Annotated in this window: 23 protein-coding genes; 11 read left to right on the top strand and 12 right to left on the bottom strand. The window is 68.3% G+C overall.

Going from position 1 to position 26490, the window contains the following annotated elements:
- Positions 1-58 precede the first annotated feature (58 nt).
- Genes AC3ENO_RS14335 through AC3ENO_RS14320 form a run of 4 tightly spaced genes read right to left on the bottom strand, consistent with a single transcriptional unit; the run spans position 59 to position 3663 of the window.
- On the bottom strand, positions 59-1240 hold the full coding sequence (locus AC3ENO_RS14335; protein WP_434971280.1) for an acyl-CoA dehydrogenase family protein: 1182 nt from the start codon (positions 1238-1240) through the stop codon (positions 59-61).
- The gene (locus AC3ENO_RS14330) at positions 1237-1992 is read right to left on the bottom strand and encodes an alpha/beta fold hydrolase (protein WP_434971279.1); all 756 of its coding nucleotides are present in this window, start codon (positions 1990-1992) and stop codon (positions 1237-1239) included. Before AC3ENO_RS14330 ends, AC3ENO_RS14335 begins: the two co-directional genes overlap by 4 nt.
- A 15-nt stretch (positions 1993-2007) precedes the next feature.
- On the bottom strand, positions 2008-2415 hold the full coding sequence (locus AC3ENO_RS14325; protein ID WP_434971278.1) for a DUF4260 family protein: 408 nt from the start codon (positions 2413-2415) through the stop codon (positions 2008-2010).
- A 42-nt stretch (positions 2416-2457) separates the two neighbouring features.
- The gene (locus AC3ENO_RS14320; protein ID WP_434971277.1) at positions 2458-3663 is read right to left on the bottom strand and encodes an MFS transporter; all 1206 of its coding nucleotides are present in this window, start codon (positions 3661-3663) and stop codon (positions 2458-2460) included.
- Between the two features lie 401 nt (positions 3664-4064).
- Between AC3ENO_RS14320 and nrdH the strand changes: the two genes are divergently transcribed.
- The 4 genes from nrdH to nrdF are packed head-to-tail and all read left to right on the top strand — an operon-like array spanning position 4065 to position 7886.
- A complete protein-coding gene (nrdH, locus tag AC3ENO_RS14315) occupies positions 4065-4298 on the top strand; it encodes a glutaredoxin-like protein NrdH (protein ID WP_292709002.1) in 234 nt (77 codons plus the stop codon).
- A 3-nt stretch (positions 4299-4301) separates the two neighbouring features.
- On the top strand, positions 4302-4739 hold the full coding sequence (nrdI, locus tag AC3ENO_RS14310) for a class Ib ribonucleoside-diphosphate reductase assembly flavoprotein NrdI (RefSeq protein WP_434971276.1): 438 nt from the start codon (positions 4302-4304) through the stop codon (positions 4737-4739).
- A gap of 5 nt (positions 4740-4744) precedes the next feature.
- Positions 4745-6877: a class 1b ribonucleoside-diphosphate reductase subunit alpha gene (gene nrdE / locus AC3ENO_RS14305; RefSeq protein ID WP_434971275.1), complete on the top strand. Its 2133-nt coding sequence runs from the start codon at positions 4745-4747 to the stop codon at positions 6875-6877.
- 34 nt (positions 6878-6911) lie between these two features.
- Positions 6912-7886, top strand: coding sequence for a class 1b ribonucleoside-diphosphate reductase subunit beta (gene nrdF / locus AC3ENO_RS14300; protein WP_434971274.1), 975 nt, complete (start codon positions 6912-6914; stop codon positions 7884-7886).
- A gap of 269 nt (positions 7887-8155) precedes the next feature.
- Here the strand turns inward: nrdF and AC3ENO_RS14295 are convergent, their stop codons facing one another.
- Positions 8156-9286 carry a class I SAM-dependent methyltransferase gene (locus AC3ENO_RS14295; RefSeq protein ID WP_434971273.1) on the bottom strand — a complete coding sequence of 377 codons (1131 nt, stop codon included), beginning with the start codon at positions 9284-9286 and terminating at the stop codon, positions 8156-8158.
- 57 nt (positions 9287-9343) lie between these two features.
- On the opposite strand from AC3ENO_RS14295, the gene AC3ENO_RS14290 reads away from it, so the two are divergent.
- Both AC3ENO_RS14290 and AC3ENO_RS14285 read left to right on the top strand, forming a co-directional pair.
- Positions 9344-9484: a hypothetical protein gene (locus AC3ENO_RS14290; RefSeq protein ID WP_434971272.1), complete on the top strand. Its 141-nt coding sequence runs from the start codon at positions 9344-9346 to the stop codon at positions 9482-9484.
- Between the two features lie 74 nt (positions 9485-9558).
- Positions 9559-10875, top strand: a complete 1317-nt coding sequence (locus tag AC3ENO_RS14285; RefSeq protein ID WP_434971271.1) for an acetyl-CoA hydrolase/transferase family protein — start codon at positions 9559-9561, stop codon at positions 10873-10875.
- 7 nt (positions 10876-10882) lie between these two features.
- On the opposite strand, the gene AC3ENO_RS14280 is transcribed toward AC3ENO_RS14285, so the two are convergent.
- Positions 10883-11122: a hypothetical protein gene (locus AC3ENO_RS14280; RefSeq protein WP_434971270.1), complete on the bottom strand. Its 240-nt coding sequence runs from the start codon at positions 11120-11122 to the stop codon at positions 10883-10885.
- Between the two features lie 150 nt (positions 11123-11272).
- Between AC3ENO_RS14280 and AC3ENO_RS14275 the strand changes: the two genes are divergently transcribed.
- From AC3ENO_RS14275 to AC3ENO_RS14260, 4 genes are all read left to right on the top strand, one after another.
- The gene (locus tag AC3ENO_RS14275; protein WP_434971269.1) at positions 11273-11716 is read left to right on the top strand and encodes a MarR family winged helix-turn-helix transcriptional regulator; all 444 of its coding nucleotides are present in this window, start codon (positions 11273-11275) and stop codon (positions 11714-11716) included.
- Complete coding sequence (locus AC3ENO_RS14270) at positions 11713-12099, top strand: DoxX family protein (protein WP_434971268.1); 387 nt, start codon at positions 11713-11715, stop codon at positions 12097-12099. Before AC3ENO_RS14275 ends, AC3ENO_RS14270 begins: the two co-directional genes overlap by 4 nt.
- 70 nt (positions 12100-12169) lie before the next feature.
- The gene (locus AC3ENO_RS14265; protein ID WP_434971267.1) at positions 12170-12550 is read left to right on the top strand and encodes a DoxX family protein; all 381 of its coding nucleotides are present in this window, start codon (positions 12170-12172) and stop codon (positions 12548-12550) included.
- A gap of 86 nt (positions 12551-12636) precedes the next feature.
- Positions 12637-14010 (top strand): HNH endonuclease signature motif containing protein, encoded by a 1374-nt coding sequence (locus AC3ENO_RS14260; protein ID WP_434971266.1) that lies wholly within the window; start codon positions 12637-12639, stop codon positions 14008-14010.
- A gap of 54 nt (positions 14011-14064) precedes the next feature.
- Here the strand turns inward: AC3ENO_RS14260 and AC3ENO_RS14255 are convergent, their stop codons facing one another.
- Positions 14065-15051, bottom strand: coding sequence for a Gfo/Idh/MocA family protein (locus tag AC3ENO_RS14255; protein ID WP_434971265.1), 987 nt, complete (start codon positions 15049-15051; stop codon positions 14065-14067).
- 85 nt (positions 15052-15136) lie between these two features.
- Here AC3ENO_RS14255 and AC3ENO_RS14250 point away from each other — a divergent pair, with 85 nt between their 5' ends.
- A complete protein-coding gene (locus AC3ENO_RS14250) occupies positions 15137-16465 on the top strand; it encodes a M20/M25/M40 family metallo-hydrolase (protein WP_434971264.1) in 1329 nt (442 codons plus the stop codon).
- Here the strand turns inward: AC3ENO_RS14250 and AC3ENO_RS14245 are convergent.
- The 5 genes from AC3ENO_RS14245 to AC3ENO_RS14225 are packed head-to-tail and all read right to left on the bottom strand — an operon-like array spanning position 16462 to position 26485.
- Positions 16462-17778 carry an O-acetylhomoserine aminocarboxypropyltransferase/cysteine synthase family protein gene (locus AC3ENO_RS14245; protein WP_434971263.1) on the bottom strand — a complete coding sequence of 439 codons (1317 nt, stop codon included), beginning with the start codon at positions 17776-17778 and terminating at the stop codon, positions 16462-16464. The two genes, AC3ENO_RS14250 and AC3ENO_RS14245, sit on opposite strands and share 4 nt — an antisense overlap.
- Before the next feature lie 60 nt (positions 17779-17838).
- Complete coding sequence (gene hrpA / locus AC3ENO_RS14240) at positions 17839-21690, bottom strand: ATP-dependent RNA helicase HrpA (RefSeq protein WP_434971262.1); 3852 nt, start codon at positions 21688-21690, stop codon at positions 17839-17841.
- 18 nt (positions 21691-21708) lie between these two features.
- Positions 21709-24177: a transglutaminase domain-containing protein gene (locus AC3ENO_RS14235; protein ID WP_488185790.1), complete on the bottom strand. Its 2469-nt coding sequence runs from the start codon at positions 24175-24177 to the stop codon at positions 21709-21711.
- A complete protein-coding gene (locus tag AC3ENO_RS14230; RefSeq protein ID WP_434971260.1) occupies positions 24174-25523 on the bottom strand; it encodes a DUF58 domain-containing protein in 1350 nt (449 codons plus the stop codon). The genes AC3ENO_RS14235 and AC3ENO_RS14230 overlap by 4 nt, the downstream gene beginning before the upstream one ends.
- The gene (locus AC3ENO_RS14225; RefSeq protein WP_434971259.1) at positions 25520-26485 is read right to left on the bottom strand and encodes an AAA family ATPase; all 966 of its coding nucleotides are present in this window, start codon (positions 26483-26485) and stop codon (positions 25520-25522) included. The genes AC3ENO_RS14230 and AC3ENO_RS14225 overlap by 4 nt, the downstream gene beginning before the upstream one ends.
- Positions 26486-26490: the final 5 nt, after the last annotated feature.

The following is a 26490-nucleotide window of genomic DNA, read 5'->3' as shown; positions in this document are numbered from 1 at the left end:
AGCTCCGCCGTCGACGGGCTCCGTCGACGGGCTCAGTCGACGGGCTCAGTCGACGGGCTCAGTCGACAGGGCCGAGCCACGCCGTCGCGACTGTGGAATGCGCCGACTCCGGATCTGAGGGGTGGAACATGCCGGCGAGCACATCGCGGTACAGACGGCCGAGTTCGCTGCCTGTGGAGTAGCTCGAGCCGCCTGCGACAAGGATCGCGTCGTCCACGACCGACTTGGCCATGGTCACCGCTCGATGCTTGATACCCGAGAGCAGCGAGAACCAGCGGGGCCCGTGATCGACGAGGGTGTCGATGTCGTGGCTGAGCACCTCCAGCTGCGGGGGGAGGGCGTCGTACGCGAGCGCCATGTCAGCGATCCGCCACCGGATGTCGGGATCCTTGCTGTAGGCCAGCCCGGTCTTCTTCGATCGGCGTGTGCCTGCCGTCGCGACGGCGACCTCGAGTGCACGCCGGGCGATGCCGGTGTACACGGACGCGAGGAGGATCTCGAAGACACTGAAGATGCCGAACACGAGCGGGTCCGGGTTCGGTCCCGGCGGGAGGCGGCGCACGACCCGATCGGCGGCGGCCCTCGCGCCGTGCAGCTCCGTCGTGCGCGACTGCGTCGCCCTCATACCCAGCGTGTCCCAATCGTCGCGCGTGACGATGCGGCCCGCCTCCTCTTCGGAGCGGGGGATGAACGCGTAGACCATTCGGGGGGCATCCGGTGACGTCGTATCCAGGCCGTGGAGACCCAGCTGCGTCCAGACCGGCGCGAGTGAGGTGAAGATCTTCGTTCCCGTGAAGGTGTACGAGCCGTCGGCGTGAGGGAGCGCATCCGTGTCGCTGCCGAACAGGACCAGGTCGTTGCCGGCCTCGCTGATGCCGAAGGCGAAGATGTCGCCGGCGACCGCGCCCTCGAGGAGGAAGCGCAGATCCTCGATGCCGCGGTCGGCGAGGACCTTCGCCACGCCCGTCCACACGAGGTGCATGTTGACGGCCAGCGCCGTCGCGGGCGCGGCGGTCGCGAGGCGCTGCTGCAGCAGCGAGACCTCGACCAGGCCGAGCCCCGCGCCCCCGAGGTCCTTCGGTGCGAACAGCGCGAGGTACCCGGCGGCGGTGAGGTCGGTGATGTCGTCGTGCGGGAACGTGTTGTCGCGGTCGTGGTGCGCAGCGCGCTCCCGGAACCGTTCCAGCAGGGCATCCGGCAGCACGGATGCGGGGTCGAACGGGGTCGACGCGGCGGTCATGCCAGGGCCTCCCAGAGCTGACGAATCGTCTCCTCGGGTGCGTCGCGGTGCGGTGAGTGCCCGGCGCCGGCCACCACCGACATCGTGAGGGAGGGGCGTGTCATGAGCTGCTGTGCGAGGTCACCGCGAAAGAGGGCATAGACCTCCGGGTCACCGGCGATCACGTGGATGGGCACGTCCAGCGACAACGCGGGAAGACGCACGTCCCATTCCCGATTCTGCTCGCTCGTCTGCTCGACGGCCCAGCGACTCACCTCCTGCATGCTGCGCACCTTGAGTTCGACATCCAGCGGGTGCCATGTGGGGTGCTCGGCGCGCACGGCCTCGGCAGTCGGATCGTCGAACTGGCGCTGCTGACTCTCCCGCACCTGCTCGCGATCGGCTTCGTCGAGGTGGATCGCCGGGTCGATGAGGACGAGGCGGCGGGTCCAGTCGGGCACGGATGCCGCGGCGACGACCGCTGCGGCGCCGCCCAGCGAGTGGCCGATGACCAGATCCCACGGCTCATCGCCGCGCACGCGGCAGGCTCCGAGGTCTGCCGCGTACGCGGCGATGGAGTAGTCGAGAGTGCGCGGCGCGGTGCCATGCCCGCGGAGGTCCACTGCTTCGGCGAACCATCCGCCTTCGCTCAGCGCCACCCCGAACCGCCACATCAGCGCACCGTTGGATCCGAGACCGTGAACGAGCAGCGCGCGGCGCGATGAGGCCGGGTCCCCCCAGCCTTGCCGGGGAAGGGCGACGGATGCGGTCATGATCGTGGGATCCACTCAGCGTTTGCGCGGACCGTAGGACCCGACGGGGATGATCGTGCCGTCGGGGGCGCGCAGCCCGAAGCCGAAGGTGCGATCGAGCGCGATGTGGAGCAGCCAGGCCATGCCGGCCCAGAACAGCGGCAGCCCGATCTCCCGCATTTCCCAGAGGTACGCCATCGATCCGCCGATGAAGAACAGCAGTGCGGGGATCCAGGCCTGGTGCATTCCGTTGTAGAAGGCGACACGCTCCGGTCGCATCACGCCGCGCTCGCCTCCGAAGGCACTGATCAGGGTCATGTCGGGGAGGAGGGCGAACACGACGATGATCCCGGCCGTGACCCAGCCGTGGATGATGCCCTCGAACACCGCGACGATCAGCAACGCGATCGCGAGGAGGGTCCAGGCTAGCCGCGTATAGGTCACGGACTCATCGTAGGCGGACCGACCGGTTCGAGTCCCGCGGGCTCACGTGATGGTCGGCACGGGTTCGGTGTCGGGGATCGGACTCGGGTCCCGGTGGCGCAGGTCGGGGAAGCCCCGGACGAAGACGACCGACACGAGCGCACCGACCGCTGCGAACAGCGCGGCGGCAAGGTATGCGCCTTGGGGGCCCACTCCGTCTACGAGGAAGCCGGCGACAGCCGAGCCCGCGGCGGCACCGATCAGCTGACCCGTGCCGATCCAGCCGTACGCCTCGGCGGTCTCGCTGAACTTCACGCTTGCAGAGGTCATCGCGAAGATCACCGCGAGCGCGGGCGCCACGCCCAGGCCGGCCACGACGAGCGTCGCACCCAGCCACCAGACGTTCAGGGAGATCATCGTCAGGCTCAGCCCGACCGCGACGATCAGCATCCGTCGCGCCATCGCCCACGGCCCGATGGGGATGTGTCCGAAGGAGAGTCCGCCGGCAAGGCTCCCGATCGCGAACACGGCCAGGACGAGCCCTGCTTCGATGCCATCGTGACCGAAGGTGGCGACGACTCCCACCTCGACCGCGGCGCACGCGCCGATCACGAGAAAGCCGATGACGGTGGCCAGCAGAACGGCGGGCTTGCCGAGCACTCGCCCGAAGCTGCGACGGCTGCGCGGGATGCGTACCCGGCCGACTTCGGGGGAGAGGATGAACCACGCTCCGCCGCCGAGCAGCACGATGACGATAAGGGCGAGAGCCTGGACCGTGCCGATCTGCGTGGCCACGAAGGTGATGAGCACGGGCGCGACGACCCAGATGATCTCCTGAAGTGAGGCATCCAGGGAGTAGAGGGGCGTCACCTGCCGCGAGTTGACCATCTTCGGGTAGATCGTGCGGACCGCCGCTTGCACGGGCGGGGTGGACAGGCCCGCGATGAGTCCGAGAATCATGTAGACCGGCAGTGGCAGAGTGAACGCGGCGATGCCGGCGATCGCTGCGGCGCAGATCACGAGCGTGACCGTCAGAACCCGCCGCATGCCCCACAGGCCCATCCACCGGCTGGTGATCGGGCCTGCGACGGCCTGACCGACCGAGGTGGCCGCCAGCACGAGTCCGGCCGATCCATAGGAGCCGGTGACCTGCTCGATGTGCAGCAGGATCGCGAGGCTTGTCATCCCATTCGGGAAGCGTGCCGTCAACTGAGCGGCGATGATGCGCGCGACCCCCGGAGTGCGCAGCAGTTCTCCATAACCCGCCACCCTCCTACGGTAGTCGCGGCGGGCGCGTTCGGCGATATCAGGACGGTTGCGTGCGTCGCCGTGTCGGGGGGCTGCGCGACACGCCGCGACACGCCGTGCGTGCAATCCACAGACGAATTCGATGTCGGTGGATCGGCGTAGCGTCGCGCTGTGGACGGATGGCGGATGAAGAGCTCGTGAGCCGCGAGATTTCAGGCTTCTCCCAGTTTTCGCGAAGTGCCGAACCTGTGGATGAAACCGTGGACAACCAGCGTTGTATCTGAGGAGAGCGGTGGAAAACTACACGAATGTAACTACTACCCCTTGTGGTGCTATCTGATGTCGGCACCCATATGTAGTATTGGACTCCCGGCGGGGGACTGCCGGTCGGACGAAGGATTTTGAGGGGACAACGGATCAGCATGGCCATCACGGTGTACACCAAGCCCGCATGCGTGCAGTGCACGGCGACCTATCGCGCACTGGACTCGAAGGGCATCGATTACGAGGTTCTCGACCTCTCGCAGGACCCGGCGGCGCTCGAGCAGGTCAAGGCGCTCGGTTACCTCCAGGCTCCGGTCGTCATCACGGATGAGGACCACTGGTCGGGCTTCCGTCCCGACAAGATCGACGAGCTCGCCTCGCGCCTGGCCTGAGTCATGAGCACGGCGGTCGCGACCGAGACGCCGTTGCTCGTCTACTTCTCGAGCGTGTCCCAGAACACGGCGCGCTTCATCGAGAAGTTGGGAATGCGCGCCGAACGCATTCCGCTCTTCGCCTCCGAGCCGATGCTCCTCGTCGACGAGCCCTTCGTTCTGGTCACCCCCACCTACGGGGGAGGCCAGGGCCGGGGAGAGGAGCGGGGCGCGGTCCCCAAGCAGGTCATCCGGTTCCTCAACGTCGAGCAGAACCGCAACCTGATCCGCGGTGTCATCGCCGCGGGAAACACCAACTTCGGCGACGCATTCTGCGCCGCCGGCGACATCATCAGCCGCAAGTGTCACGTGCCGCACTTGTACCGGCTCGAACTGTTCGGCACATCAGAAGACGTCACCCGCGTGAGCGAAGGATTGGAACGATGGTGGAAGCTGCAGTGACAGACATGGCATTCAAGACGGAGCCCCGCTTCGAGGGGCTCGACTACCACGCCCTCAATGCGATGCTGAACCTGTACGGTCCGAACGGCGAGATCCAGTTCGACGCCGACAAGCGGGCCGCGCGCGAGTACTTCTTGCAGCACGTCAACCAGAACACGGTCTTCTTCCACTCGCTCAAGGAGAAGCTCGACTACCTGGTCGACAAGCAGTACTACGAGCCCGCCGTGCTCGAGAAGTACTCGTTCGAGTTCATCTCATCACTGCACGACCGGGCGTTCGAGAAGAAGTTCCGCTTCGAGACGTTCCTCGGGGCGTTCAAGTACTACACGAGCTACACACTCAAGACCTTCGACGGCAAGCGCTACCTCGAGCGGTTCGAGGACCGCGTCGTCATGACCGCTCTGGGACTGGCCGACGGCGACGAGGCACTTGCCACCGAACTGGTCGACGAGATCATCTCGGGCCGCTTCCAGCCGGCGACCCCGACGTTCCTGAACACCGGCAAGGCGCAGCGCGGCGAGCTCGTCTCGTGCTTCCTGCTGCGCATCGAAGACAACATGGAGTCGATCGCTCGCGGCATCAACTCCGCGCTACAGCTGAGCAAGCGCGGCGGCGGTGTCGCGCTGCTGCTGTCGAACATCCGTGAGTCCGGCGCCCCGATCAAGCAGATCGAGAACCAGTCCAGCGGCATCATCCCGGTCATGAAGCTGCTCGAAGACAGCTTCAGCTATGCCAACCAGCTCGGCGCCCGCCAGGGTGCCGGTGCCGTCTACCTCAGCGCGCACCACCCCGACATCCTGCGGTTCCTGGACACCAAGCGTGAGAACGCCGACGAGAAGATCCGCATCAAGACGCTCTCGCTGGGCGTCGTCGTGCCCGACATCACGTTCGAGCTGGCCAAGAACGGCGAGGACATGTACCTCTTCTCGCCCTACGACGTCGAGCGCGTCTACGGCGTGCCCTTCGGCGACATCTCGGTCACCGAGAAGTACCGCGAAATGGTCGATGACCCGCGCATCAAGAAGACCAAGATCAACGCGCGCGAGTTCTTCCAGACCCTCGCCGAGATCCAGTTCGAGTCCGGCTACCCGTACATCATGTTCGAGGACACCGTGAACCGGGCCAACCCCATCAAGGGTCGGATCAACATGTCCAACCTGTGCAGCGAGATCCTGCAGGTCAACACCCCGACGACCTACCACGAGGACCTCTCGTACGACCAGATCGGCAAGGACATCTCCTGCAACCTGGGCTCGATGAACATCGCGCTCGCGATGGACGGCGGCGACCTCGGCAAGACCGTCGAGACCGCCATTCGCGCCCTCACCGCCGTCAGCGACCAGAGCCACATCTCGTCGGTGCGCTCGATCGAGGATGGCAACGACCGGTCGCATGCGATCGGCCTCGGGCAGATGAACCTGCATGGGTACCTTGCTCGCGAGCACATCTACTACGGCTCCGAAGAGGGCCTGGACTTCACGAACATCTACTTCTACACGGTGCTCTACCATGCGCTGCGGGCGTCGAACCGCCTCGCGATCGAGCGCGGCACGGCCTTCGACGGCTTCGCCGACTCGACGTACGCGTCCGGGGAGTTCTTCGACAAGTACCTCGAGCAGGAGTGGGTCCCGCAGACCGAGAAGGTCAAGGAGCTCTTCGCTGGGCATCACATCCCGACGCAGGACGACTGGCGGGCGCTCAAGGCCAGCATCCAGGAGCACGGCATCTACAACCAGAACCTGCAGGCGGTGCCGCCGACCGGCTCGATCTCGTACATCAACAACTCGACGAGCTCGATCCACCCGATCGCCTCGAAGATCGAGATCCGCAAGGAAGGCAAGCTCGGCCGCGTCTACTACCCGGCGCCGTTCATGACCAACGACAACCTGGAGTACTACCAGGATGCGTACGAGATCGGCTACGAGAAGGTCATCGACACCTACGCCGTCGCCACCCAGCACGTCGACCAGGGCCTGTCGCTCACGTTGTTCTTCAAGGACACCGCGACCACGCGCGACATCAACCGGGCGCAGATCTACGCCTGGAAGAAGGGCATCAAGACCATCTACTACATCCGCCTGCGCCAGATGGCCCTCGAGGGAACCAACCTGAGCGAGTGCGTCAGCTGCATGCTCTGAGCAGGCGCCACCGAATCCGCGAGAAAGAACGATCATGAGCACGAAGCTGAAGCTGATCGACCACGTTCAGGCGATCAACTGGAACCGCATCCAGGACGACAAGGACCTCGAGGTCTGGAACCGTCTCGTGAACAACTTCTGGCTGCCTGAGAAGGTGCCGCTGTCCAACGACGTCCAGTCGTGGAACACCCTGACTCCCGAGGAGCAGACCCTCACGATGCGGGTGTTCACGGGGCTCACCCTCCTCGACACCATCCAGGGCACGGTCGGCGCGGTCTCGCTCATTCCTGACGCGATCACGCCGCACGAAGAGGCTGTCTACACGAACATCGCGTTCATGGAGTCGGTGCACGCCAAGAGCTACTCGTCGATCTTCTCCACGCTGTGCTCGACGAAGGAGATCGACGAGGCGTTCCGCTGGTCTGTCGAGAACGAGAACCTGCAGCGCAAGGCGCAGATCGTCATGGAGTACTACCGCGGCGACGAGCCACTCAAGCGCAAGGTCGCCTCGACTCTGCTCGAGTCGTTCCTCTTCTACTCGGGCTTCTACCTGCCGATGCACTGGTCGAGCCGTGCGAAGCTCACCAACACCGCCGATCTCATCCGCCTCATCATCCGTGACGAGGCAGTGCACGGGTACTACATCGGCTACAAGTTCCAGAAGGGACTCGAGCAGGTCGACGAGGCCAAGCGCCAGGACATCAAGGACTACACGTTCTCGTTGTTGTACGAGCTTTACGACAACGAAGTGCAGTACACGCAGGACCTCTACGATGGCGTCGGGCTGACCGAGGACGTCAAGAAGTTCCTGCACTACAACGCCAACAAGGCGCTCATGAACCTCGGCTACGAGGCGATGTTCCCCGAGTCGGTCACGAACGTGAACCCCGCGATCCTGTCGGCCCTGTCGCCGAACGCAGATGAGAACCACGACTTCTTCTCGGGCTCGGGTTCCTCGTACGTCATCGGCAAGGCTGTCGCCACGGAGGATGAGGACTGGGACTTCTAGATCCTCGGTCGACCCCCTCCAGCGCCCGTATCGCAGCGACGAGATGCTTCGCGCTCAGATAGGCGCGATGCGCGAGATGTACATCACGGCGTTCGGTGCGGATGCCTATCCGCCCGCGCCTGACGCGCACCACTCCACGGTGCCGTTCGCAGCGGAGGAGCCGTTCGCAGCGGAGCAGCTGATTATCGACGTGGTCCGGGGTGCGCTTCGGCCGCCGCGTGGCCGGCTTGCAGGGCGCGGACCACAGCGGTGCGGGCTGAGTCCCGCCCTCAGCGACGTGTCGAGGCCGTGACCGTGAACTTCGGGGTGCGGGCGATCTGACGGGTCGGGCCGACGAGCTTCTCGAGAGACAGGCGGTAGCGCAGGGCCGAGTTCCAGACGGCCCACAGTTCGCCGCCCGGGCGCAGGACGCGCGCCGCATCCGCGAAAAGGTGGCGCGCGATGGTCTCGTCGATCGTTGCGCCCCGATGAAACGGCGGGTTCAGGGCGATGAACGATGCGCTCGCGTCGGGCAGGGTCGACAGGGCATCATCGCGAACCACCGTCATCCGGTCGGCGATCCCGTTCGCTGCCGCGGTCGCGCGAGCCGAAGCGACGGCGGCGGCCGACTCGTCGGACGCGTACACGCGCAGCTCCGGATGCCGCAGGGCCAGCGTCGCCCCGACGACGCCGTTGCCGCACGCCAGGTCGATCGCCGGCTCATCCGCCTGCCCGGGAATCGTCTCGGGCAGATGCTCGAGCAGCAGGCGCGTCCCGATGTCGAGCGTCGCACCCGCGAACACGCCCCCGAAGGCGCGGACCTCGACATCCGTGCCACCAATGCGCAGCCGCGCCGCGGACGGCTCGGGATCGCGCCCGTCGTGCGGCCCCCGCGCGATGAGCACCCGCGACTTCTGCCGGGCGTGCGAGACATCCACGGTGTCGAAGCGTTCACGCAGCACATCGTTCATCCCGAGGCTCATGTGCTTGATCCGCCCGCCCGCGAACACCACGACATCGGGCGCCGCGTGCGCGGCGATAAGGCCCGCGATATCGCGCAGCGCGTCGAGTGAACGCGGCAGCCGGAGCAGCACGACCCGCGCGCCGCGCACCACCTCCGCATCGAGGGGGAGCGAGGCGACGGATGCCTCGAGGCCGGTCGACCGTGCGTTCGCGGCGAGGGCGCGCTCGCCGTCGAGAGAGTCTTGATGGACGCGGACGACACCATCGGTGGCATCGCTCGCGCACGCGAGGGTCAGCGCGCCGAACGTGTCGCCGATGACGGCGATCTCGCGCCGCACGACGTCCCGCCGCGCCTGCGCCGACTCATCGAGGAGCAGGCGATCCGCCGCGTCGTGTGCGCGGTGGTCAGGGTCGCCGGCATCGGGGAAGGGGCGAAGAGCGTCGAGGTCCAGGGTCACCGGATCCACGCTATCCCGCGCGGCGCCGGGGCGGCGCAGCATCCGTAGGCTGGCACCGTGACCTCTCGTGCCCCGAACCCGCTGGTCTGTCCGACCTGCGGCGACCCGCTGCGGTTCGAGATCCTCGATGACGAGAGGTTTCTCGTGGCGTGGTCGTGCGTGACCTGCGGTCTCATCCGCACGACGGAGCCCGTGTAGCCAGGTCGCCCCGACCTCGTGCCAGAGTGGAACCGTCCGGTGCTCGGCGACTGAGGATGACGAAGGGACCACGGATGACCGTGCAGGAGTCGTATCGCGCGAAGCTCGTGTCGGCGGCGGATGCGGCAGCAGCCGTCCCCTCGGGCACGCAGGTGCTCGTCGCGATGGGACTCGGGGCCCCTCCCGGCATCCTGGGCGCGCTTGCCGACCGCATCCGTGCCGACGACCTCGTCGATCTCGACCTGTACTACGGGATCGGGGGCGACGCGATCGGGTCGACGATTCTGCAGCCCGGAGTGATCGAGAAGGTCCACGCCCATACGTTTTTCGTGGCAGGTCTCGACCACCACATCATCGCCGACCCCGGTCTCGCCGAGCGAGCAACCCTTGACTTCATACCGGTGAACTTCTCGCACCTGCCGCGAGTGATCACCGAACGCCTCGACATCGACACCTTCGTGGTGCAAGTAAGCCCGATGGATGCGAGCGGGCACTTCTCGTTCGGGGTCGCGAACGACTATGCGACAGTCGCCGCACGGGCATGCCGTCGGCTGATCGTCGAGGTCAACCCGCACATGCCCCGCGTCTTCGGGGAGTCGGTGCTGCACATCGATGAGGTCCACGCCGTCGTCGAGCACGCGTCGCCGCTGCCGGAGGCGGTCGAGGCGCCGCCGACTGCGGCGGACCGGAGGATCGCCGAACTGGTCGCCGCCCACATCCCCGACGGGGCGACGCTGCAGATCGGTGCCGGGCGCGTTCCCGCGGCCGTCGCGGCGGCCCTGGGCGGGCACCGGGACCTCGGCATCCACTCGGCCCTGTTCTCGTCGGTCTTCGTGCCGCTTATTGAGGCGGGCGTGATCACGGGGAGCAAGAAGACGCTGCATCCGCGCCGCCACGTGTGGACCTCAGCCGTAGGGGATGCGCGCACGTACGCGTTCATGAACGACAACCCGTCGATGGTGAGCTTCCGCGCCGACTACGTGAACAACCCGCAGGTGATCGCCCAGAACGACGCGATGATCTCGGTCAACGCGGCGATCCAGGTCGACCTCTACGGGCAGGTCAACGCCGAGATGATCGGCGGACTGCAGTACTCGGGTTCGGGCGGTCAGTTCGATTTCGTGACGGGGGCGGCGGCCTCGCGCGGCGGCAAGTCGTTCGTCGTGCTCCCGTCGACGGCCAAGGGCGGGGCGATCTCGACGATCGTGCCACGCGTGGACATCGTCACGGACGAGCGGATGGATGTCGAACACGTCGCGACCGAACACGGCGTCGTCAATCTGCGAGGCCTGTCGACGCGGGAACGGGCACTGGCACTGATCTCGCTGGCCGACGACGTCCACAAGGCCGCGTTGATCGAGGCGGCCAAGGCGCAGCGGCTGATCGGGTGAGGGCTCCTCACCGATGATGGCGGTGCCCGGAGCCTGACGCGATCGGGTGCGGACCCGAGATGGTCGGCGCCGGAAGGGAGATGAACGCGTGGATCTCCTCCAACACGTCGGTGAGGCGCTCGACGGCTGACTGCAGATTGTCGATGGCCCGCAGGGTGGGGTCGTCGGGGTAGCTCTGCTGGGCCTCGTGGAGTTCCGCGAGGGCCCTACTGAGGTCCTTCCGGATGTTGTACAGCGAGGTATCCATTCCCCGATGATGGCACGGGGTACGGCGGGTCACGTAGCGTTTGGGTACCTCTCCGCGCCGCCGAGCGCGTGTCCTGGCCATTCCCGCACCATGGATAGGAGGGGGTGCGGGCTACCATGAGGGATCAGGCTTCCCGCAGAAGGAGATCCCGTGGCAGCTCAGCAACGACGGTTCAGTCCGGTCATCGCGCTGCTGACCATGTCGAGCATCTGGGAGGCGCAGCTCGGGGCAGTGCTGAAGGACCTCGGGCTGACGACTCGCAAGTACGCCCTGCTCGGCCACATCTACGGGATGCCGGGGATCTCGTTCAGCGAACTGGCGAGGCGCTCGCAGATCACCGTGCAGACGGCGCATACCGCGGTACGCACCCTGGTCGACGAGGGCTTCGTACACGATTCCACGGCGCACGCCGGGTCGGCGTCCGAGTTGCGTGTCACTGAGAAGGGTGACTGGGCTCTCGCCGAGGCCGAGAAGCGACTCCGCGCGCTGGACCGGGAACTGTCCAAGGGTGCTCCCGAACTGTCGCAGGCACTGCGCGGCCTGCACGAGGAGCCCGTCGAAGTCCACCCGGCCGCCGGGCGCCGCACGGCATGACGTTGCTGCGGTGGTTGCTGGCGGGTCTGCTCGTGGCCGCCGGCGTCTCCCACCTCACGTGGGGCAGGCGCGGCTACCGCATCGTCGTGCCGGACTGGGCGACACGGATGCTGCACACCGACAAGGACGCGATCGTCGTGGGCTCGGGCGCCGTCGAGATCGCCCTGGGCGCCGGGCTCGTCATCTTTCCTCGCGAACGAGGGCGCCTGGGCGCTGCGATCGCCGCCTTCTTTGTCGCGGTCTTCCCCGGCAACGTCCACCAGTGGCGCACGGGGCGGTCGGCGCCGCTGCTGGACACCGACACGCGCCGCTTCGCCAGGCTCCTCCTCCAGCCGTTGCTGGTGGTGTGGGCGCTCGCGGTGGCGCTCTCTCCCGAACGCTGACGCTCGGTTCAGCCGTCGCGCCAGCGTCAACGTCGTTGACATTGCGAAGCGCCCGGGCTTGGCTGGGCGCATGCGAACAGTGCTGAGGTGGATGCTTGCCGGGGCGATGGTCTTCGCAGGGGTGATGCACCTGACGGTGGCGCGCAAGGAGTTCCGGGCGCAGGTACCGCCGTGGGCGGTCGAGCTCTCGCCGCTGGACGAAGATGCGATCGTCGTGGCATCCGGCGTGGTCGAGGTGATGCTGGGCACCGCCCTGGTGGCGCTGCCGAAGGAACGTCGCCGGGTCGGCGCGATCCTCGCGGCCTTCTTCATCGCGATCTTTCCCGGCAATATCTCGCAATACCTCGAGAAACGCGACGGGTTCGGACTCGACACCGACACGAAGCGCATGGCGCGGCTCTTCTTCCAGCCCGTGCTCGTGGCGTGGGCGTGGTGGTCGACGCGTCGGTGACCGCATCCGTCCCTCGGGATCGCCCCGATGTGGACGGCGCGCGGCCGGCCCGCAGCAATGTCGGAACCCCCTCCTAGTGTTGCGACATGGAGCAGTTCGGGTGCGCGGCGATCGCCGACGATATCGCGGGGGACGATGACGTCCTTCGCGAGACGGACATGATGCCCGAGGCTTCGGGCTGTGCTCCTGAGCCGCCGGATGCGGTCGCCCTCGTGATGGAGGTCGCTGACCTCGAGGCGGTGTTCGCTGCGCAGCGGTTGGCCCGCATCGACCACCTGCGGCGGGAGGCTCTCGACGACGTGACACGCTACGGCGGCGGCTCACGAGAGCTCATCGAGCGATCCGTGCGCTTGGAGCTGGCTACCGCCCTCCGGATCACAGAGAGCCAGGCCGGCATGCTGCTCTACCGCGCCGAGGTTCTCGTTCACGACTTTCCGAGTGTCTGGGATTCGCTGGCTCACGCTCGGATGACCGAGCGCCACGCGACGATCATCGTCGACGAGCTCGCGCCCCTGGACCGCGAGGTTGCGGGACGGCTTGTCGAGAACGTGCGCGAGCTGGCGGAGTCGCTTGCGGTCGGTCCGTTTCGGCGGGCACTGCGGCGCCTGATCGATCGCGAGCTCGCGCCCACCCTCTCGGTCCGCCACGAGCACGCCATCCGACGTCGGCGGGTCGTTATCGAGCCGGATGCCGACGGGATGTCCTGGCTGCATGCACTGCTGCCCTCGGTCGAAGCGCACGCGATCCAGGCTCGGCTCACGGCCATGGGGAAGGTGTTGCTCGGGGCACGGGCCGACGGCACCTCGGGGGATCGCCCGGGAGGGGTCACGCCCCACGGAGGATCCGCAGGCGACGAGCGGTCGCTCGACGAGGTTCGCGCCGACCTGCTCTGCGACCTCTTGATCGATGGTGTCACTCCCGCCCACCCGAGCGAGGTCCGAGGCATCCGTCCGACGGTCGTGGTCACCGTCCCCGCTCTGGCGCTGCTCGGTGCCTCTGACGCCGGCGCGCAGGAGCCCGCGGTGGTGGAGGGCATCGGTCCCATACCAATGGAACGGGCGCGGGAACTCGCCGGTGCCGCGACCTCATGGATCAGGGTGCTGACCCACCCTGAGACCGGTGTCGTCGTGTCGGTCGGGAGGACTCGATATCGGCCGCCGCCAGAGATGGTGGCGCTGACGAAGTGGCGGGCGGAGAGGTGTATGGGGCCGGGATGCGGAATCCCCGCCTCCCGATGCCAGATCGATCACACCCTCGCGTGGGAACACGGCGGCGAGACATCCGTCACGAACAGTGCCCCGCTGTGCCAGGGGCACCATACCGTCAAACACCACGGCGGGTGGCGGGTGATGCAGACCGGCGACGGATCGTTGCGGTGGACCTCTCCGAGCGGGCGGCACTACACCGTAGCGCCGGAACGCCGGCTCCCCGTATTCCGCGCGGCCGCTACCGTCGCCTGACTGCGCTCCCCGAGCGCCCCGCGCGGGCTCGAGCAGCTGTCGGCACGCCCGCGATCAGCTCGCCTCGCCCGGATAACGCACGCCGATCTGAGCGCGAAGCTCGTCGAGCACGTGCATGATGGCCACCGTCTGGTCCAGTGGCAAGAGGTCGCTGTCTGTCTTGCCCTCTGCGAGCAAGCGTTCCGCGGCGAGGGCTTGGTACTGCATGCCCCGTCCCTGGATGTCGCTGCGGTACTCCTCGAGCACCGTTCCGTCCGGAGCCGCGACCCGGAAGGAGGTCGGCGTGTACCAGACACGATCGATGTCGATGCGTGCATCGGTGCCCAGAATGTGCGCGGTGTTGGGTCCGACAGCTCGCGAGGTCGACACGGAGGTCGAGATTGCGCCGTCCGCGTGCGTGAAGATCGTCGCGACCTCGTTGTCGGCGCCGGTCTCGCCGAGCCGTCCGCGGGCAGTCACCGTGACCGGGGCGCCGAGGATGTCCCAGGCGAAAGACACCGGGTAGATTCCGAGATCGAGCAGCGAACCGCCGCCGAGCGCAAGCGCGTTCAGCCGGTGCCCGGGGTCACTGGATATCCGCTGGGTGTGATCGGCGAACACGGCGCGGACCTCGCCCAGACTCCCGGACCGCACGATCTCGCGAATCCGGACCATGTGCGGAAGGTACCGGGTCCACATCGCCTCCATCGCCAGCAGCCCGCGGGCGCGCGCGACCTCGCGCACGCGCTCTGCCTCGGCGCCGGTGAGCGTGAACGGCTTCTCGACGAGCACGTGCTTGCCGGCCTCCAGGGCGAGCACCGCGTTGTCGGCGTGCATCGGATGCGGCGTGGCGACGTAGACGATGTCGACGTCGGGGTCGGCGACGAGCTCCTCGTAGGACCCGTGCGCGTGCGGGATCTCGAACTGCGCGGCGAACTCCCGCGAGGCCTCCGGGCGCCGCGACCCGACGGCCGAAACCGTCAAGCCCGCGGTACGCAGGTCGCTCGTGAAGGCGTGTGCGATACCGCCGGTCGCCAGAATTCCCCAACGCAGTCCTGTCATACCTCGAGCGTACTCACGATGGCCTGCGGTCAATGCACGGTATCCCGGACGGCGTCTGGGCACCTGTCGCGGGTAGCCTCGAAGAATGAGCACCGCACTGGATCGCTTCCGGGAACTGCTGTCCATCCCCACGGTGTCGTACGCCGACGAGTCGCGCATGGACGCCGCGGCCTTCGAGCGGTTCCACCGTGCGCTCGAGCGCCTCTACCCGCAGATCCACGAGCGGCTCGAACGCGACGTCATCGCTGGGCATTCGCTGCTGTACCGGTGGCCGGGCACCTCGTCGGAGGATCCTCTCGTGCTCATGGCGCACATGGACGTGGTTCCTGTCGTCGACGACGAGTGGGAGCATCCGCCGTTCGCCGCCGAGATCGTGGGTGAGGGCCAGGATGCCGAGATCCACGCCCGTGGTGCGATCGACGACAAGGGTGCGCTCGTGGCGATCCTCGAAGCCGTCGAAGCGCTCCTGGCCGAGGGCTTCACTCCCGCGCGAGACATCTATCTCTCCTTCGGTCACAACGAGGAGACGGCGGGCGACGGCGCCCGCGCGATCGTCGCCCACCTGTCGGAGCGCGGCGTCCATCCAGGACTCGTGCTCGACGAAGGCGGGGCCGTCGTCGAGGGCATCATCCCCGGCATCGACGTCCCGACGGCGATGGTCGGTGTCGCCGAGCGCGGCGTCATGACGCTCGTGATGACCGTCCGGGAGCAGGGCGGCCACGCCTCGACGCCGCCCGCGATGCCGGCCACAGCGCGCCTTGCCCGGGCGATCGACCGGCTGCGACGCAGGCCGTTTCCGACCCGCCTGGCACCGCCGGTGCGCGCGATGCTGGCCACCCTCTCGCCGCACGCTCCTGAGCCGCTGCGCACTCTGTTCCGCCGGGGCGAGATCACGGGCCCGCTGCTGGCCGGCGCTTTCGCCCTGGGCGGTCCCGAGACCAACGCAATGGTGCGCACGACCGCGGTCGTGACCGAGCTCAGCGGTGCACCGGGTGAGAACGTCCTGGCGACCACGGCGAAAGCATCCGTCAACATCCGCTTGCTCACCGGCGACACGATCGACAGTGCCACCGCGCACGTGCGGCGAGCCATCGCCGACGACCGGGTGGAACTCGAGGTGCGACATGCCTCGAATCCCTCGCCGGTCTCGCCGTGGCGGGGGGAGCCGTGGCGGCGGATCGCCGGCGCGGTCGTCTCGACGCTCGGGGCAGACATCGTGACGACGCCCTACGTGCAGTTGGGTGCCAGCGACAGTCGGTGGTTCACCGCCATCAGCGACAACGTATACCGCTTCACGCCGTTCCACCTCACGCGGTCCGAGCGCGACGCCCTCCACTCGCACAACGAGCGGATCCGCGTCGACGTCTGGTTGCGTGGCATCGGCTTCTACCGCGCGCTCATCGTGGCGTCTTAGCCCAGCGCCTGCGCGAGATCCGCGATGAGGTCGGTCGGGTCCTCGAGCCCGATCGAGAGACGGATGGTGCGCGGTGAGATCCCCGCCTCACGCAGCTGGGTCGGTGTGAGGTGCAGGTGCGTCATGGACGCCGGATGGTTGACCATGCTCCGCGCGTCGCCGATGTTGGCGACCAGTCGGATGACGCGAAGCGCGTCGATGACCCGTTCGACGCGTCGGTCATCGACCTCGGCGTCACCCGTGCCGGCGAGATCGAACGAGAAGACCGACGAGGCGCCGCGCGGCAGATAGCGTTGAGCCGTCACGTGCCAGGGGCTCGACGCCAGCCCCGGATGCCAGACGCGCTCGACCTCGGAGTGTTGCTCGAGGAACCGCGCGACGGCCAGTGCGCTCTCGGAGTGGCGCTGCATTCGCAGATCGAGCGTCTCGAGGCCCTGGAGCAACTGGAACGACGACCACGCCGGCAGCGTCGTGCCGAAGTCGTGCACGAATCGCGTCTTGATGTACACCGTCAGCGCGAGTCCCTGCTCGCCGAAGCGGTCCCACAACACGAGGTCGCCGAATCGAGGATACGGTGTCGTGAACTGAGGCCAGCGATCGGGATCGGCACCGAAATCGAAGGACCCGATGTCGACGACGACGCCTCCGAGTGCCACACCGTGCCCGCCGATGTACTTCGTGGCGGAGTGGATGACGATGTCGGCCCCGTGCTCTCCGGGGCGCACGAGATAGGGCGAGGCCACCGTGTTGTCGACGACGAGCGGCACCCCCGCGGCGTGCGCGATGTCGGCGACGGCACGGATGTCGAGGACCGTCGCCAGCGGGTTGGTGATGGTCTCGGCGAACAGGGCGCGGGTCCGGGGACGTACCGCGTCGCGCCAGGCATCCGGGTCGTCCTGGTCGACGTAGGTGACCTCGATCCCGAGGCTCCCCAGCGAGTCCGAGAGCAGATCGACGGTGCCGCCGTACAGCTGCCGGGCGGCGACGACGTGGTCGCCCGCCGAGGCCAGAGCGAGGATCGCCGCCGCTGCGGCGGCCTGGCCGGAGGCGACCGCGACGGCTGCGCGCCCGCCCTCGAGGGCTGCGACACGCTGTTCGAGCACCGCCTGCGTGGGATTCGCGTTGCGGCTGTAGACATTGCCGAGGCTGCGCAGCGCGAACACGTCGCGTGCCTGGGCGAGCGAGGGGAATTCGTAGCCGTTGGACTGGTAGATCGGGACGACGGCGGTGTTCTGGGCGATGCCGGGGGCATAGCCGGCCTGCACCTGTGCTGTCGCGAACGCCGCATCGGGGCCGGGCGCAGGAGTCGTCATCCTGCCATCGTCACACGCCGGGGCCCCTGTCCGCGCGCCGTGTGTCACTGCGTGACGGACTCACCGGAGTGCCTTCGTGATCCGTTGCAGCGACACGGGTTCGGCAGTGCCCAGTTGCTGAGCGAACAGACTCACGCGGTACTCCTCGAGCAACCACCGCACCGTCCGCAGTGCCGGGGAGGCATCCGGGGCGGGCGGGACCGTCCCTCCCGCGTCGCGGTACGCGGCCGCCGCTCGCTCGAACTCGGTGAGTCGCTGGCGGTCACGCCCCGGGTTCTCGGTCAGCCCCGCGACCCGGGCCGCGGCGGCGGACAGGTAGCGCGGATAGTGCGCGAGTCGTGACAGACCGACGGCGCGCACAAATCTCGGGAACACGAGTCCTGACAGTTGCGCCCGCAGATCCGTCACGGCCGCCAGGAGCGTCATGGCATTCAGCTGCTTCATGGCGCGTTCCACCTCGCGCTGGGCGGTGAGGATGCGGGCCACCAGCGACACGGCGGCGAACAGCGAGTCGGTGATCTCGGCCGAGAACGCATCGCGCGCCGCGTCGAAGGCGGCGCGGCTGCGAAGGGAGCCGCCGATACGGTCGAGGACGGTGTCGGCGACGGCGACTCGACAATCCTCGACCAGCGCACGAGCCGAGGGATAGGGCGACGCGGCCAGCGCGAGCTTCTCGGCCGAGGTCAGGTGGTCCAGCACGTACCCGGCCGGTGAGGGAACGGTCAGCAGCAGGAGTCGCCGCACTCCGTGTCGGGTCGCCTCGGCGGCGGCATCCGGGGTGGCTTCGATCCGCACCGCGACGCTGTCGCGCTCGTCGATGAGAGCCGGGTAGCCGCGGACCACGCCGCCGGCCACGCGGGTGTCGACGACTTCGGGGAGGTCGCCGATGCTCCAATCCGTCAGGCCGTCGCTTTCGCGGAAGGTGTCCGATGCTCCCGGCGCCTGCGGCCGAGCGGCCGCCATCGGGGCGCGAGCCGGTTTCGTCAGCGACGAGGCGACGGCACCGCGGGCCTCCCCCGCGAGGCGCTGCTGCAGTTCGGTGAGGTCGCGGCCGCTGCCGAGAGCACGGCCGCGCTGGTCGACCACGCGGAAGACGATCCCGAGGTGGGGTGGCACGCGGTCGAGGTCGAAGTCGGCTGCGGTGACCGGTTGGTGCGCGACCCGCTGGATACGGGCGGCCAGGGCTTCGCGCAGCGTCGTGCGGGGGAGTCCCGCGTGGTCTTCCGGGCCCTCTCCGGCAAGGTCCGCGGACAGCTTCGCGGCCCAGTCGGCAGCCGGGACGACATGTCGTCGCACCGACTTGGGAAGTGCGCGGATCAGCGCGGCGATGAGTTCGTCTCTCATGCCCGGCACCTGCCAGTCGAATCCGGTGTCACGCAGGCCCGCCAGCAGCGCAAGGGGAACGACCGCGTTGACGCCGTCGTCGGGGGCGCCCGGTTCGAACCGGTATGCCAGGGAGATCACCTGATCGCCCTGAGTCCATCGGGACGGATACTCGTCGCCGGTGGCGCTTCGCCCGCCATCGAGCAGGTCGGCTTCCGACATGTCGAGCAGCCGCGGCGAGCGCCCGGACGCCTCTTGCCACCACGTCTCGAAGGAGCGCACGTCGAACACCTCGCGGGGGATCCGTGCGTCGTAGAACGCGAACACCGCTTCGTCCCCGGCGAGGATGTCGCGGCGCCGCTCGCGTTCTTCGAGCTTCTCGAGCCGGCGCCGCAGGTCGGCGTTGCGACGGTCGAAGGCCGTGAGCCGCTTGTCGAGCGCGCCCACCTCCCACTCACCGTCGACGAGCGCGTGCCTGATGAACAGTTCACGCGCGAGGGGACGATCGAAGCGCGCGAGCTGAACGCGTCGCTTCCGGACGATCTCCACCCCGAACAGGGTCACCTTCTCGTACGCCGACGCCGCCCCGGCAGATCGTGACCAGTGCGGCTCACCGAGCTGACGATGCGCAAGATCGCCGGCGAGATCCTCGGCCCACTCCGGATCGATAGCGGCCACCGTCCGAGCGAACAGACGCGATGTCTCGACGAGCTCGGCGGCCATCACCGCATCCGGGCTCTTCTTGCGCAGTCCCGAACCGGGGAAGATCGCGAAGCGGGCGCCACGGGCCCCCCGGTATTCCGCGGAGGGCCTGCGCCGGGCACCGGAGGTGGCACCGCGCGTTGCGGCTGTCGCGCGCTCGTCGAGGATGCCGATCTGGGAGAGCAGACCCGACAGGATGGCGCGATGGACGGCGTCAGGGTCGGCATCGACCCGGGCTTTCGCGCGTCGCACCCCCATGAGCTCGGCGAGCTGACGGTGCACGTCGACCCATTCGCGAACGCGCACATAGTTGAGGTGCTCCGCCCGGCACAGGCGCCGGAACGCACTCGACCCGAGCTCGGCCTGCTTCTCCTGCAGGTAGTTCCACACCCCGAGGAGGGAGAGGAAATCGCTGGTCGGGTCGGTGAAACGGGCGTGGAGGCGGTCCGCCTGCTCGCGCTGATCCTCGGGACGTTCTCGGACGTCTTGGATCGACAGGCCCGCGACGATCGGAAGCACGCTGGGGAGCACGTCGCGCTTGCGGGCCTCGACGAGCATTCGCGCCAGTCGCGGATCTATCGGAAGCCGCGCGAGTTCACGTCCGACCTTCGTGAGCCGGGACTCGCTGACGGCGCCCAACTCGAGAAGCAGTTCCATCGCGGCCTTGACACCGCGGGAGTCCGGCGGGGTGAGGAACGGGAACGCGGCGACATCCCCGATGCCGAGCGCCATCATCTGCAGAACGACGGCCGCGAGGTTGGTGCGCAGCACCTCGGGTTCGGTGAACTCGGGACGCCCCGCGAAGTCCTCCTCACTGTAGAGGCGGATCGCAATACCGGGCGCGGTTCGGCCCGCGCGTCCCGAGCGTTGCTGCGCCGAGGCCTGCGAGATCGCCTCGATCGGGAGCCGCTGGATCTTCGAGCGGGCCGAGTAGCGGGAGATCCGCGCGGTTCCCGTGTCGATCACGTAGCGGATTCCCGGAACCGTGAGGCTGGTCTCGGCGACGTTGGTCGCGAGGATGACGCGCCTGCGCACGCCGGCGGTGCGGGAGGGCTCGAACACCCGATGCTGCTCGGCGGCGCTCAGACGCCCGTAGAGCGGTAGCACTTCGGTCGGAGCAGGATCGTTCGCATACATGCCGCGGACGGCATCCATCGCGTCCTTGATCTCGGACTCTCCCGGGAGGAAGACGAGCACGTCGCCCCGCTCCTCCCTGTCGAGCTCGCGCAGCGCGGCCACGAGCCCGTCGATGTCGTCCTCGGCGTTCTCATCGTGGGGGCGGTAGCGGATCTCGACCGGGTACGTGCGACCCGAGACCTCGACGATGGGGGCCGCCGCATCGGGGTCCGCCGGCCTCGGGGAGAAGTGCCGGGCGAAACTCTCGGGGTCGATCGTGGCCGACGTGACGACGACCTTCAGGTCGGGGCGCTTCGGGAGGATCCGGCGCAGGTAGCCGAGGAGGAAGTCGATGTTCAGGGACCGCTCGTGCGCTTCGTCGATGATGATCGTGTCGTAGCGGCGCAGCAACCGGTCGCGGTGGATCTCGTTGAGGAGAATGCCATCGGTCATCAGAGTGATCCGGGTGTCGTCGCTGACGGCATCCGTGAACCGGACGCGGTAGCCGACCGTCGAGCCCAGCGGAACCTCCAGCTCGTGCGCAATGCGCTCCGCGATCGAGCGGGCCGCGATGCGCCGGGGCTGCGTGTGCGCGATCCGGGTGCGGCCGAGTTCGAGGCAGATCTTCGGGAGCTGTGTCGTCTTTCCGGATCCGGTCGCCCCGGCGACGATCACGACCTGGTTCTCGCCGATGGCGCGAGCGATTTCGTCCCGGGCCGCGCTGACGGGCAGTTCCGGCGGGTAGAGGATGACCGGCTCGGACGTGGGCATAGCCTTCGATCGTATCCGCTACGCGCGCCGACCACGCCGGGATCGCCGTCCGCGTCGCAGGGAGCGCAGCGAAAGCGCGGCGCGTAGGCGGTCCCTTCGCGACCCGAGCCCGCCGAGTCGTTCCCGTTCCCGGTCCACGAGGAGCCAGAACTGTGCAGCGTCCTCGTCCCGGGGCGAATCGGATGCGAAACTCGCACGATCGGCGAGCGTCGCCAGCGTATGGGCATCCTGTGATCCACCCGCTGCCTCGACGATCTCGGTCCGCGTGTGTGCGGCGGGAATGGATGCGCCGCGGTCGATCGTCGCGTCCACCCACTCGTCCCAGCCGCCGGCGATACGGTCGGCCGGGGCAGGTGCGCGGCGCCCGCGCCGGCGCCGCCAGGCCTTCACGGCGACGATCGCAGCGAGGGGACCGAGCAGGACGCCCAGCACGAGCAGGATGCCGCCGGCGAGCCGAATCGCGGCCACCAACACCGACAGGTCTAGACCCGTCTCCTCCTCGTCGGTTGTACGCGGATCCGCGTCGGCTGGGTCGGCATCCGGCGGCTGTACGACCTCGGCCCGTTCGCTCTCGACGTCCGTCGCGTTCTCGGGGTCGCGGCGCTGGTCGATGACCGCGTCCATCGGAATCTCGTGCTGCGGCGTGACATCCACGGGAATCCAGGCGCCGGAGACGTCCTGCACCTCGACCCACGCCGTGATGTTGCGCCCGCGGCACTCCCCGTCCTCGCACGGCGGCGCGACGGCACCGGCTGCGGCATCCGCGTCTCGCAGACGCGCGCCGAGCACGATCCGGGACGGGAATCCCAGCTGGTCGGCGATCATCGCCGCCGCGACGGCGAACTGCTCGTCATCTCCTGCCGCCGCCACGAGTTCGGCATCCGTCGCTCCCGGCTGCTGCGTCTGCCGCTCCACCAGCGCGGTGAAGAGACTGTCGATGCGGTCGGTCGAGTGCCCCGCGCGACTGGGCGCGAACGTGTAGTCACCCAGATCGGTCACCCACGCGGCATCCGCCGGCGGGGTCTCGAGGGCGTGACTGAGGTATCCGCGCTCGCGAAGACGGGTGATGAGTTCCTCGAGTCCTGCGCCGGAACCCCCGGCTTCCTGAAGACGGATCCACTGCGTCAGGCTCGCCGGGACGACGGTCTCGTCCAGGGTCGGCGCAGAGCGCGGCGGTGTCGCGGCGCTCAGCTCCATCCGCGTGGCGCTCGATGCGTCGGGGCTCGCAAGGATCGTGTACGCGGTGCCTGCGCCATACGCGGGGCTGGTGTTGATCCCGGATCCCGCGGCGGCGTCGTAGAAGAACCCGTCGGCCAGCGAGGCACGGTCGGGGCCCTCGAACGCGATCGCCCTGACCGTACCGACCGTCGGCACCCAGATGCCCGCGTACGCGTCGATCACCACGTCGGCACGCACACTGTCGCCGAGGACCGGCATCCGAGCCGACGGCACCCGGATGTACGCGGTGGATTGGTCGGCCAGTCCCGTCCCCGGGTCGGTCACCCGCGCCATCTGGCCGTCATAGAAGCTCAGGGTCGCCAGCCGCACGCGGTCGGCTCCGGTCGCCGTGATGCGGAAGAGCACCTCGTCATAGGTCTGCGCACCGAACATCGCCCGATACGTCGAGAGGGGGCTCGGCTCCTGCGCGATCCGGATCACCGGTTCGGTCACCGAGCGGGGAACGGTCCGAGGATGCGCGGCTGTGAGCATCGGCGTGAGAGCGATCGCGACGACGACACCCACCGCGAGCATCCCGGTCGCCATCCCGGCCCGGCCGATCGCCGCGCGGCGAGCGGGACGCTGCCGGACGCCGCCGGCGTCTCGCAATGCCAGACGGCGCACTGTCGCTGCGCGCCACAGGAACCAGAGGAGGAGGGTCGCGCAGGCAGCGATTCCGATCGCGGCTTCTCGCACGCCCGCTGCCGAAAGGAGCCCGGCACTGCCGCTCGTTGCGCTCGTCGCCCCGAACACGATCCCGAACGCCGCCGGAGTCAGGGCGACCGGGGCTGCGGCACCCCACCATCGTGCGCTCCCGGCACCGAGGACGAGCGCCGTACCAGGCGCCACGACGAGGACGAGGAACGCCGGAGCGAGGGTTGCCTGATAGGTGCCCAGCGGAAGTTCCAGCGTCAGCAGGTTGTTCGGCCCCGTGATCGGCGCGCTGACGACAGCGACGAGTGCGGACAGGAGTTGGCTCGAATCGGTCAGGACCGCCGGAACCGCGAGCGGTATCCCCGCGACCACGAAGATGACGCCGAAGAGGACGGCCGTGCGCCACCACGCCCAGGAGCGCACAAGCGCCAGCAGGCCCGCGGCGATCGACAGGATGATGGCGGAGGTGGCCATGACGACGAACCACTCGTCCTCGTAGATCGGCCACATTCCCACCGCCCCGATCCCTGCGGCGGTCGCCATGAACGCCGCCGTCCCCAGGGTCAGTCGCGTTCGCCGGGTCTGTCGGATGCGCCTCCCGGTCGCCGAGTTCACGACTGCGCTCCCCGCAGCAGGATCTGGCGCAGGTCGTCGAGCACGCCGATGGAGATCACCGTTGCCTCGCCGAGTCGGCGCAGCCGAGGCTCGCCCTCGAGGTCGCAGATCACCGCGGCCACCCCGACATGAGGCGGAAACGCCAGCGCAGCACGTTGCAACGCTGCCGCCGTCATGGTGGAACCGCCCACGAGAAAGGCGAGCGACACGTCGCTGTGCGCCTCCACGGCGAGCGCCGCGACCTCGGCGAGCGGGTTGACGGCATCGTGGCTCTCGATACCCGCCAGCGCGTCCATGAGGATGCGCTCGGTCATGGTGGGAAGGTCGCGGATCGAGCGCACGCGGCTTCGTGCGAACTCGGGTATCTCCTCCCCGACGACGACCTGGACATTGCGCCCGTCGCGCACGCCGCGGATCCCCAGCGAGGCGGCCACGCTCACGGCGAGTTCGAACTCCTCGTCGTCGCGGAAGCTGTGGTGGTCCGTGTCGATCGCGATCACCATCCGCGATCGCCTCGACTGTTCGTATTGGCGCACCATGAGGGTGCCGGTCTTCGCCGTTGATTTCCAGTGCACGTGCCGCTGCGCGTCCCCGGGCACGTATTCACGGATCGCGTGGAACGAGATATCCGCGTCCACCAGAACGGGGGAGGGGCGACCGTCGAGGTCACGGATGAATCCCGCCGAGGTCGGCGGGATCGACGTCGTGCGCGGGTGGATGTAGAGAGTGTGCGTCTGGGCCCACGTCGCCTCTCGCCGCAGAAGCCCGAGGGGGTCGCCGCGCACCGAGCTGATCGGCCCGATCGTGACGACCCCGCGGCGGGGCGCGGGGATCTCGATGGCCTCCTCGTGGGAGGTTCCTCGTCGCAGCAGCGGCACCGCGATGTCGATGAGACCCGCGCCCACGGGAATATCGACGGTGCCCGGCAAGGCGACGGCGACGGCGTCGTTGCGCACGGTGATGCGTGCGCGCGCGCTCGATCCGGCCACCACCCGGTCGTGCGCGAGCTCGAAATCGACCTCGTACGGTCGTGCGCGCAGGAGGAAGGGGAGCGCCAGCAGCAGCAGTACCCCTGCGAGCACGCCCGCTGCCACCAGCTCCGCGATCCCGAAACGGATGCCGACGCCAAGGCCCACCGTGGCGGCGATGAGTGCGAGCCACCCGCCCGGACGGACGACACCCCGCACCCGGTGCCATGCCTGGACCATCCGTTGGCTGATGCGGTGCCAGACGCTGACTCCACGCATCGCGATGACCGTCGTGCCGCGCGTCTGCGTCATGCGCGTGCGACCGCTCGCCTGCGTCGAGGTCGCCTCGCGCGTCAGGGTCGAGGGGGATCCGGTCATGTCGCCTCGCGCTGTGTCGGCGGCGCGACATCCAGCAGCACCTGGCCGATCACCGCGCGCGCCGTGACACCGTCGAACTCGGCCTCCGGGTCGAGCACGAGCCGGTGCGCGAGCACGGCCTCGGCGAGGGCCTTCACATCGTCGGGCGTCACGAAACCCCGACCGTGCGCGATCGCCCACGTCTTTGCGGCGCGGGTGAGCGCGATGGCGCCACGAACGCTGACGCCGAGGCGCACCTCGACAGCGGCGCGCGTGGCGTCCACGATCCGTGCGATGTAGTCCAGGACGAGTGGGCTGACGTAGACCTCACGGGCAAGGAGGGCCATTCCTCGGATGCCGTCGAGCGAGACCACCGGCGAGAGCTCGACGCGCTCGGCCGCCGTTCCTTCGAGGATGCGCAGGGTCGCGGCGTGATCGGGGTAGCCCAGGGTGGCCTTGATGAGGAACCGATCGAGCTGCGCTTCGGGAAGACGGTAGGTCCCGGCCTGCTCGATGGGGTTCTGCGTAGCCACGACGAGGAAGGGCTGCCCGACGGGCCGGGTCACACCGTCGATGGTGACGTGGCCCTCCTCCATGACCTCCAGGAGAGCGGACTGCGTCTTCGGGCTGGCGCGGTTGATCTCATCGGCCAGCACGATGTTGGCGAACACCGGTCCGCGGTGGAACTCGAACTCGCCCCGCTTCTGGTCGTAGACGGTGATGCCGGTCACGTCCCCCGGGAGCAGGTCGGGGGTGAACTGGATGCGCGAGCTCACGCCGTCGACGCTGTGGCCCATTGCCCGGGCGAGCGAGGTCTTCCCCGTCCCCGGGTAGTCCTCGAGCAGAAGGTGGCCCTGCGAGATCATCGCGGTGAACGCCAGCTCGATGACGTGGCGCTTGCCGAGCACGACCTGCTCGACGTTCTCGACGAGAACGCGGAACGTGTCGTGAAATCTGGTCACCTGGTCTGCTGTGACGGTCATGGGGT

The organism is Microbacterium sp. bgisy207 (assembly GCF_057706855.1).
The sequence above is the reverse complement of the archived record's forward strand: the minus strand, read 5'-3'. Positions and strand labels throughout refer to the sequence as shown.

What these genes read in the sequence shown, in the direction of transcription:
- AC3ENO_RS14335 (WP_434971280.1), bottom strand. Translation starts at nt 1,240, where the DNA reads ATGACCGCCGCGTCGACCCCGTTCGACCCCGCATCCGTGCTGCCGGAT.
- AC3ENO_RS14330 (WP_434971279.1), bottom strand. Translation starts at nt 1,992, where the DNA reads ATGACCGCATCCGTCGCCCTTCCCCGGCAAGGCTGGGGGGACCCGGCC.
- nrdH (WP_292709002.1), top strand. Translation starts at nt 4,065, where the DNA reads ATGGCCATCACGGTGTACACCAAGCCCGCATGCGTGCAGTGCACGGCG.
- nrdI (WP_434971276.1), top strand. Translation starts at nt 4,302, where the DNA reads ATGAGCACGGCGGTCGCGACCGAGACGCCGTTGCTCGTCTACTTCTCG.
- nrdE (WP_434971275.1), top strand. Translation starts at nt 4,745, where the DNA reads ATGGCATTCAAGACGGAGCCCCGCTTCGAGGGGCTCGACTACCACGCC.
- nrdF (WP_434971274.1), top strand. Translation starts at nt 6,912, where the DNA reads ATGAGCACGAAGCTGAAGCTGATCGACCACGTTCAGGCGATCAACTGG.
- AC3ENO_RS14285 (WP_434971271.1), top strand. Translation starts at nt 9,559, where the DNA reads ATGACCGTGCAGGAGTCGTATCGCGCGAAGCTCGTGTCGGCGGCGGAT.
- AC3ENO_RS14280 (WP_434971270.1), bottom strand. Translation starts at nt 11,122, where the DNA reads ATGGATACCTCGCTGTACAACATCCGGAAGGACCTCAGTAGGGCCCTC.
- AC3ENO_RS14270 (WP_434971268.1), top strand. Translation starts at nt 11,713, where the DNA reads ATGACGTTGCTGCGGTGGTTGCTGGCGGGTCTGCTCGTGGCCGCCGGC.
- AC3ENO_RS14265 (WP_434971267.1), top strand. Translation starts at nt 12,170, where the DNA reads ATGCGAACAGTGCTGAGGTGGATGCTTGCCGGGGCGATGGTCTTCGCA.
- AC3ENO_RS14260 (WP_434971266.1), top strand. Translation starts at nt 12,637, where the DNA reads ATGGAGCAGTTCGGGTGCGCGGCGATCGCCGACGATATCGCGGGGGAC.
- AC3ENO_RS14255 (WP_434971265.1), bottom strand. Translation starts at nt 15,051, where the DNA reads ATGACAGGACTGCGTTGGGGAATTCTGGCGACCGGCGGTATCGCACAC.
- AC3ENO_RS14250 (WP_434971264.1), top strand. Translation starts at nt 15,137, where the DNA reads ATGAGCACCGCACTGGATCGCTTCCGGGAACTGCTGTCCATCCCCACG.
- AC3ENO_RS14245 (WP_434971263.1), bottom strand. Translation starts at nt 17,778, where the DNA reads ATGACGACTCCTGCGCCCGGCCCCGATGCGGCGTTCGCGACAGCACAG.
- hrpA (WP_434971262.1), bottom strand. Translation starts at nt 21,690, where the DNA reads ATGCCCACGTCCGAGCCGGTCATCCTCTACCCGCCGGAACTGCCCGTC.
- AC3ENO_RS14230 (WP_434971260.1), bottom strand. Translation starts at nt 25,523, where the DNA reads ATGACCGGATCCCCCTCGACCCTGACGCGCGAGGCGACCTCGACGCAG.
- AC3ENO_RS14225 (WP_434971259.1), bottom strand. Translation starts at nt 26,485, where the DNA reads ATGACCGTCACAGCAGACCAGGTGACCAGATTTCACGACACGTTCCGC.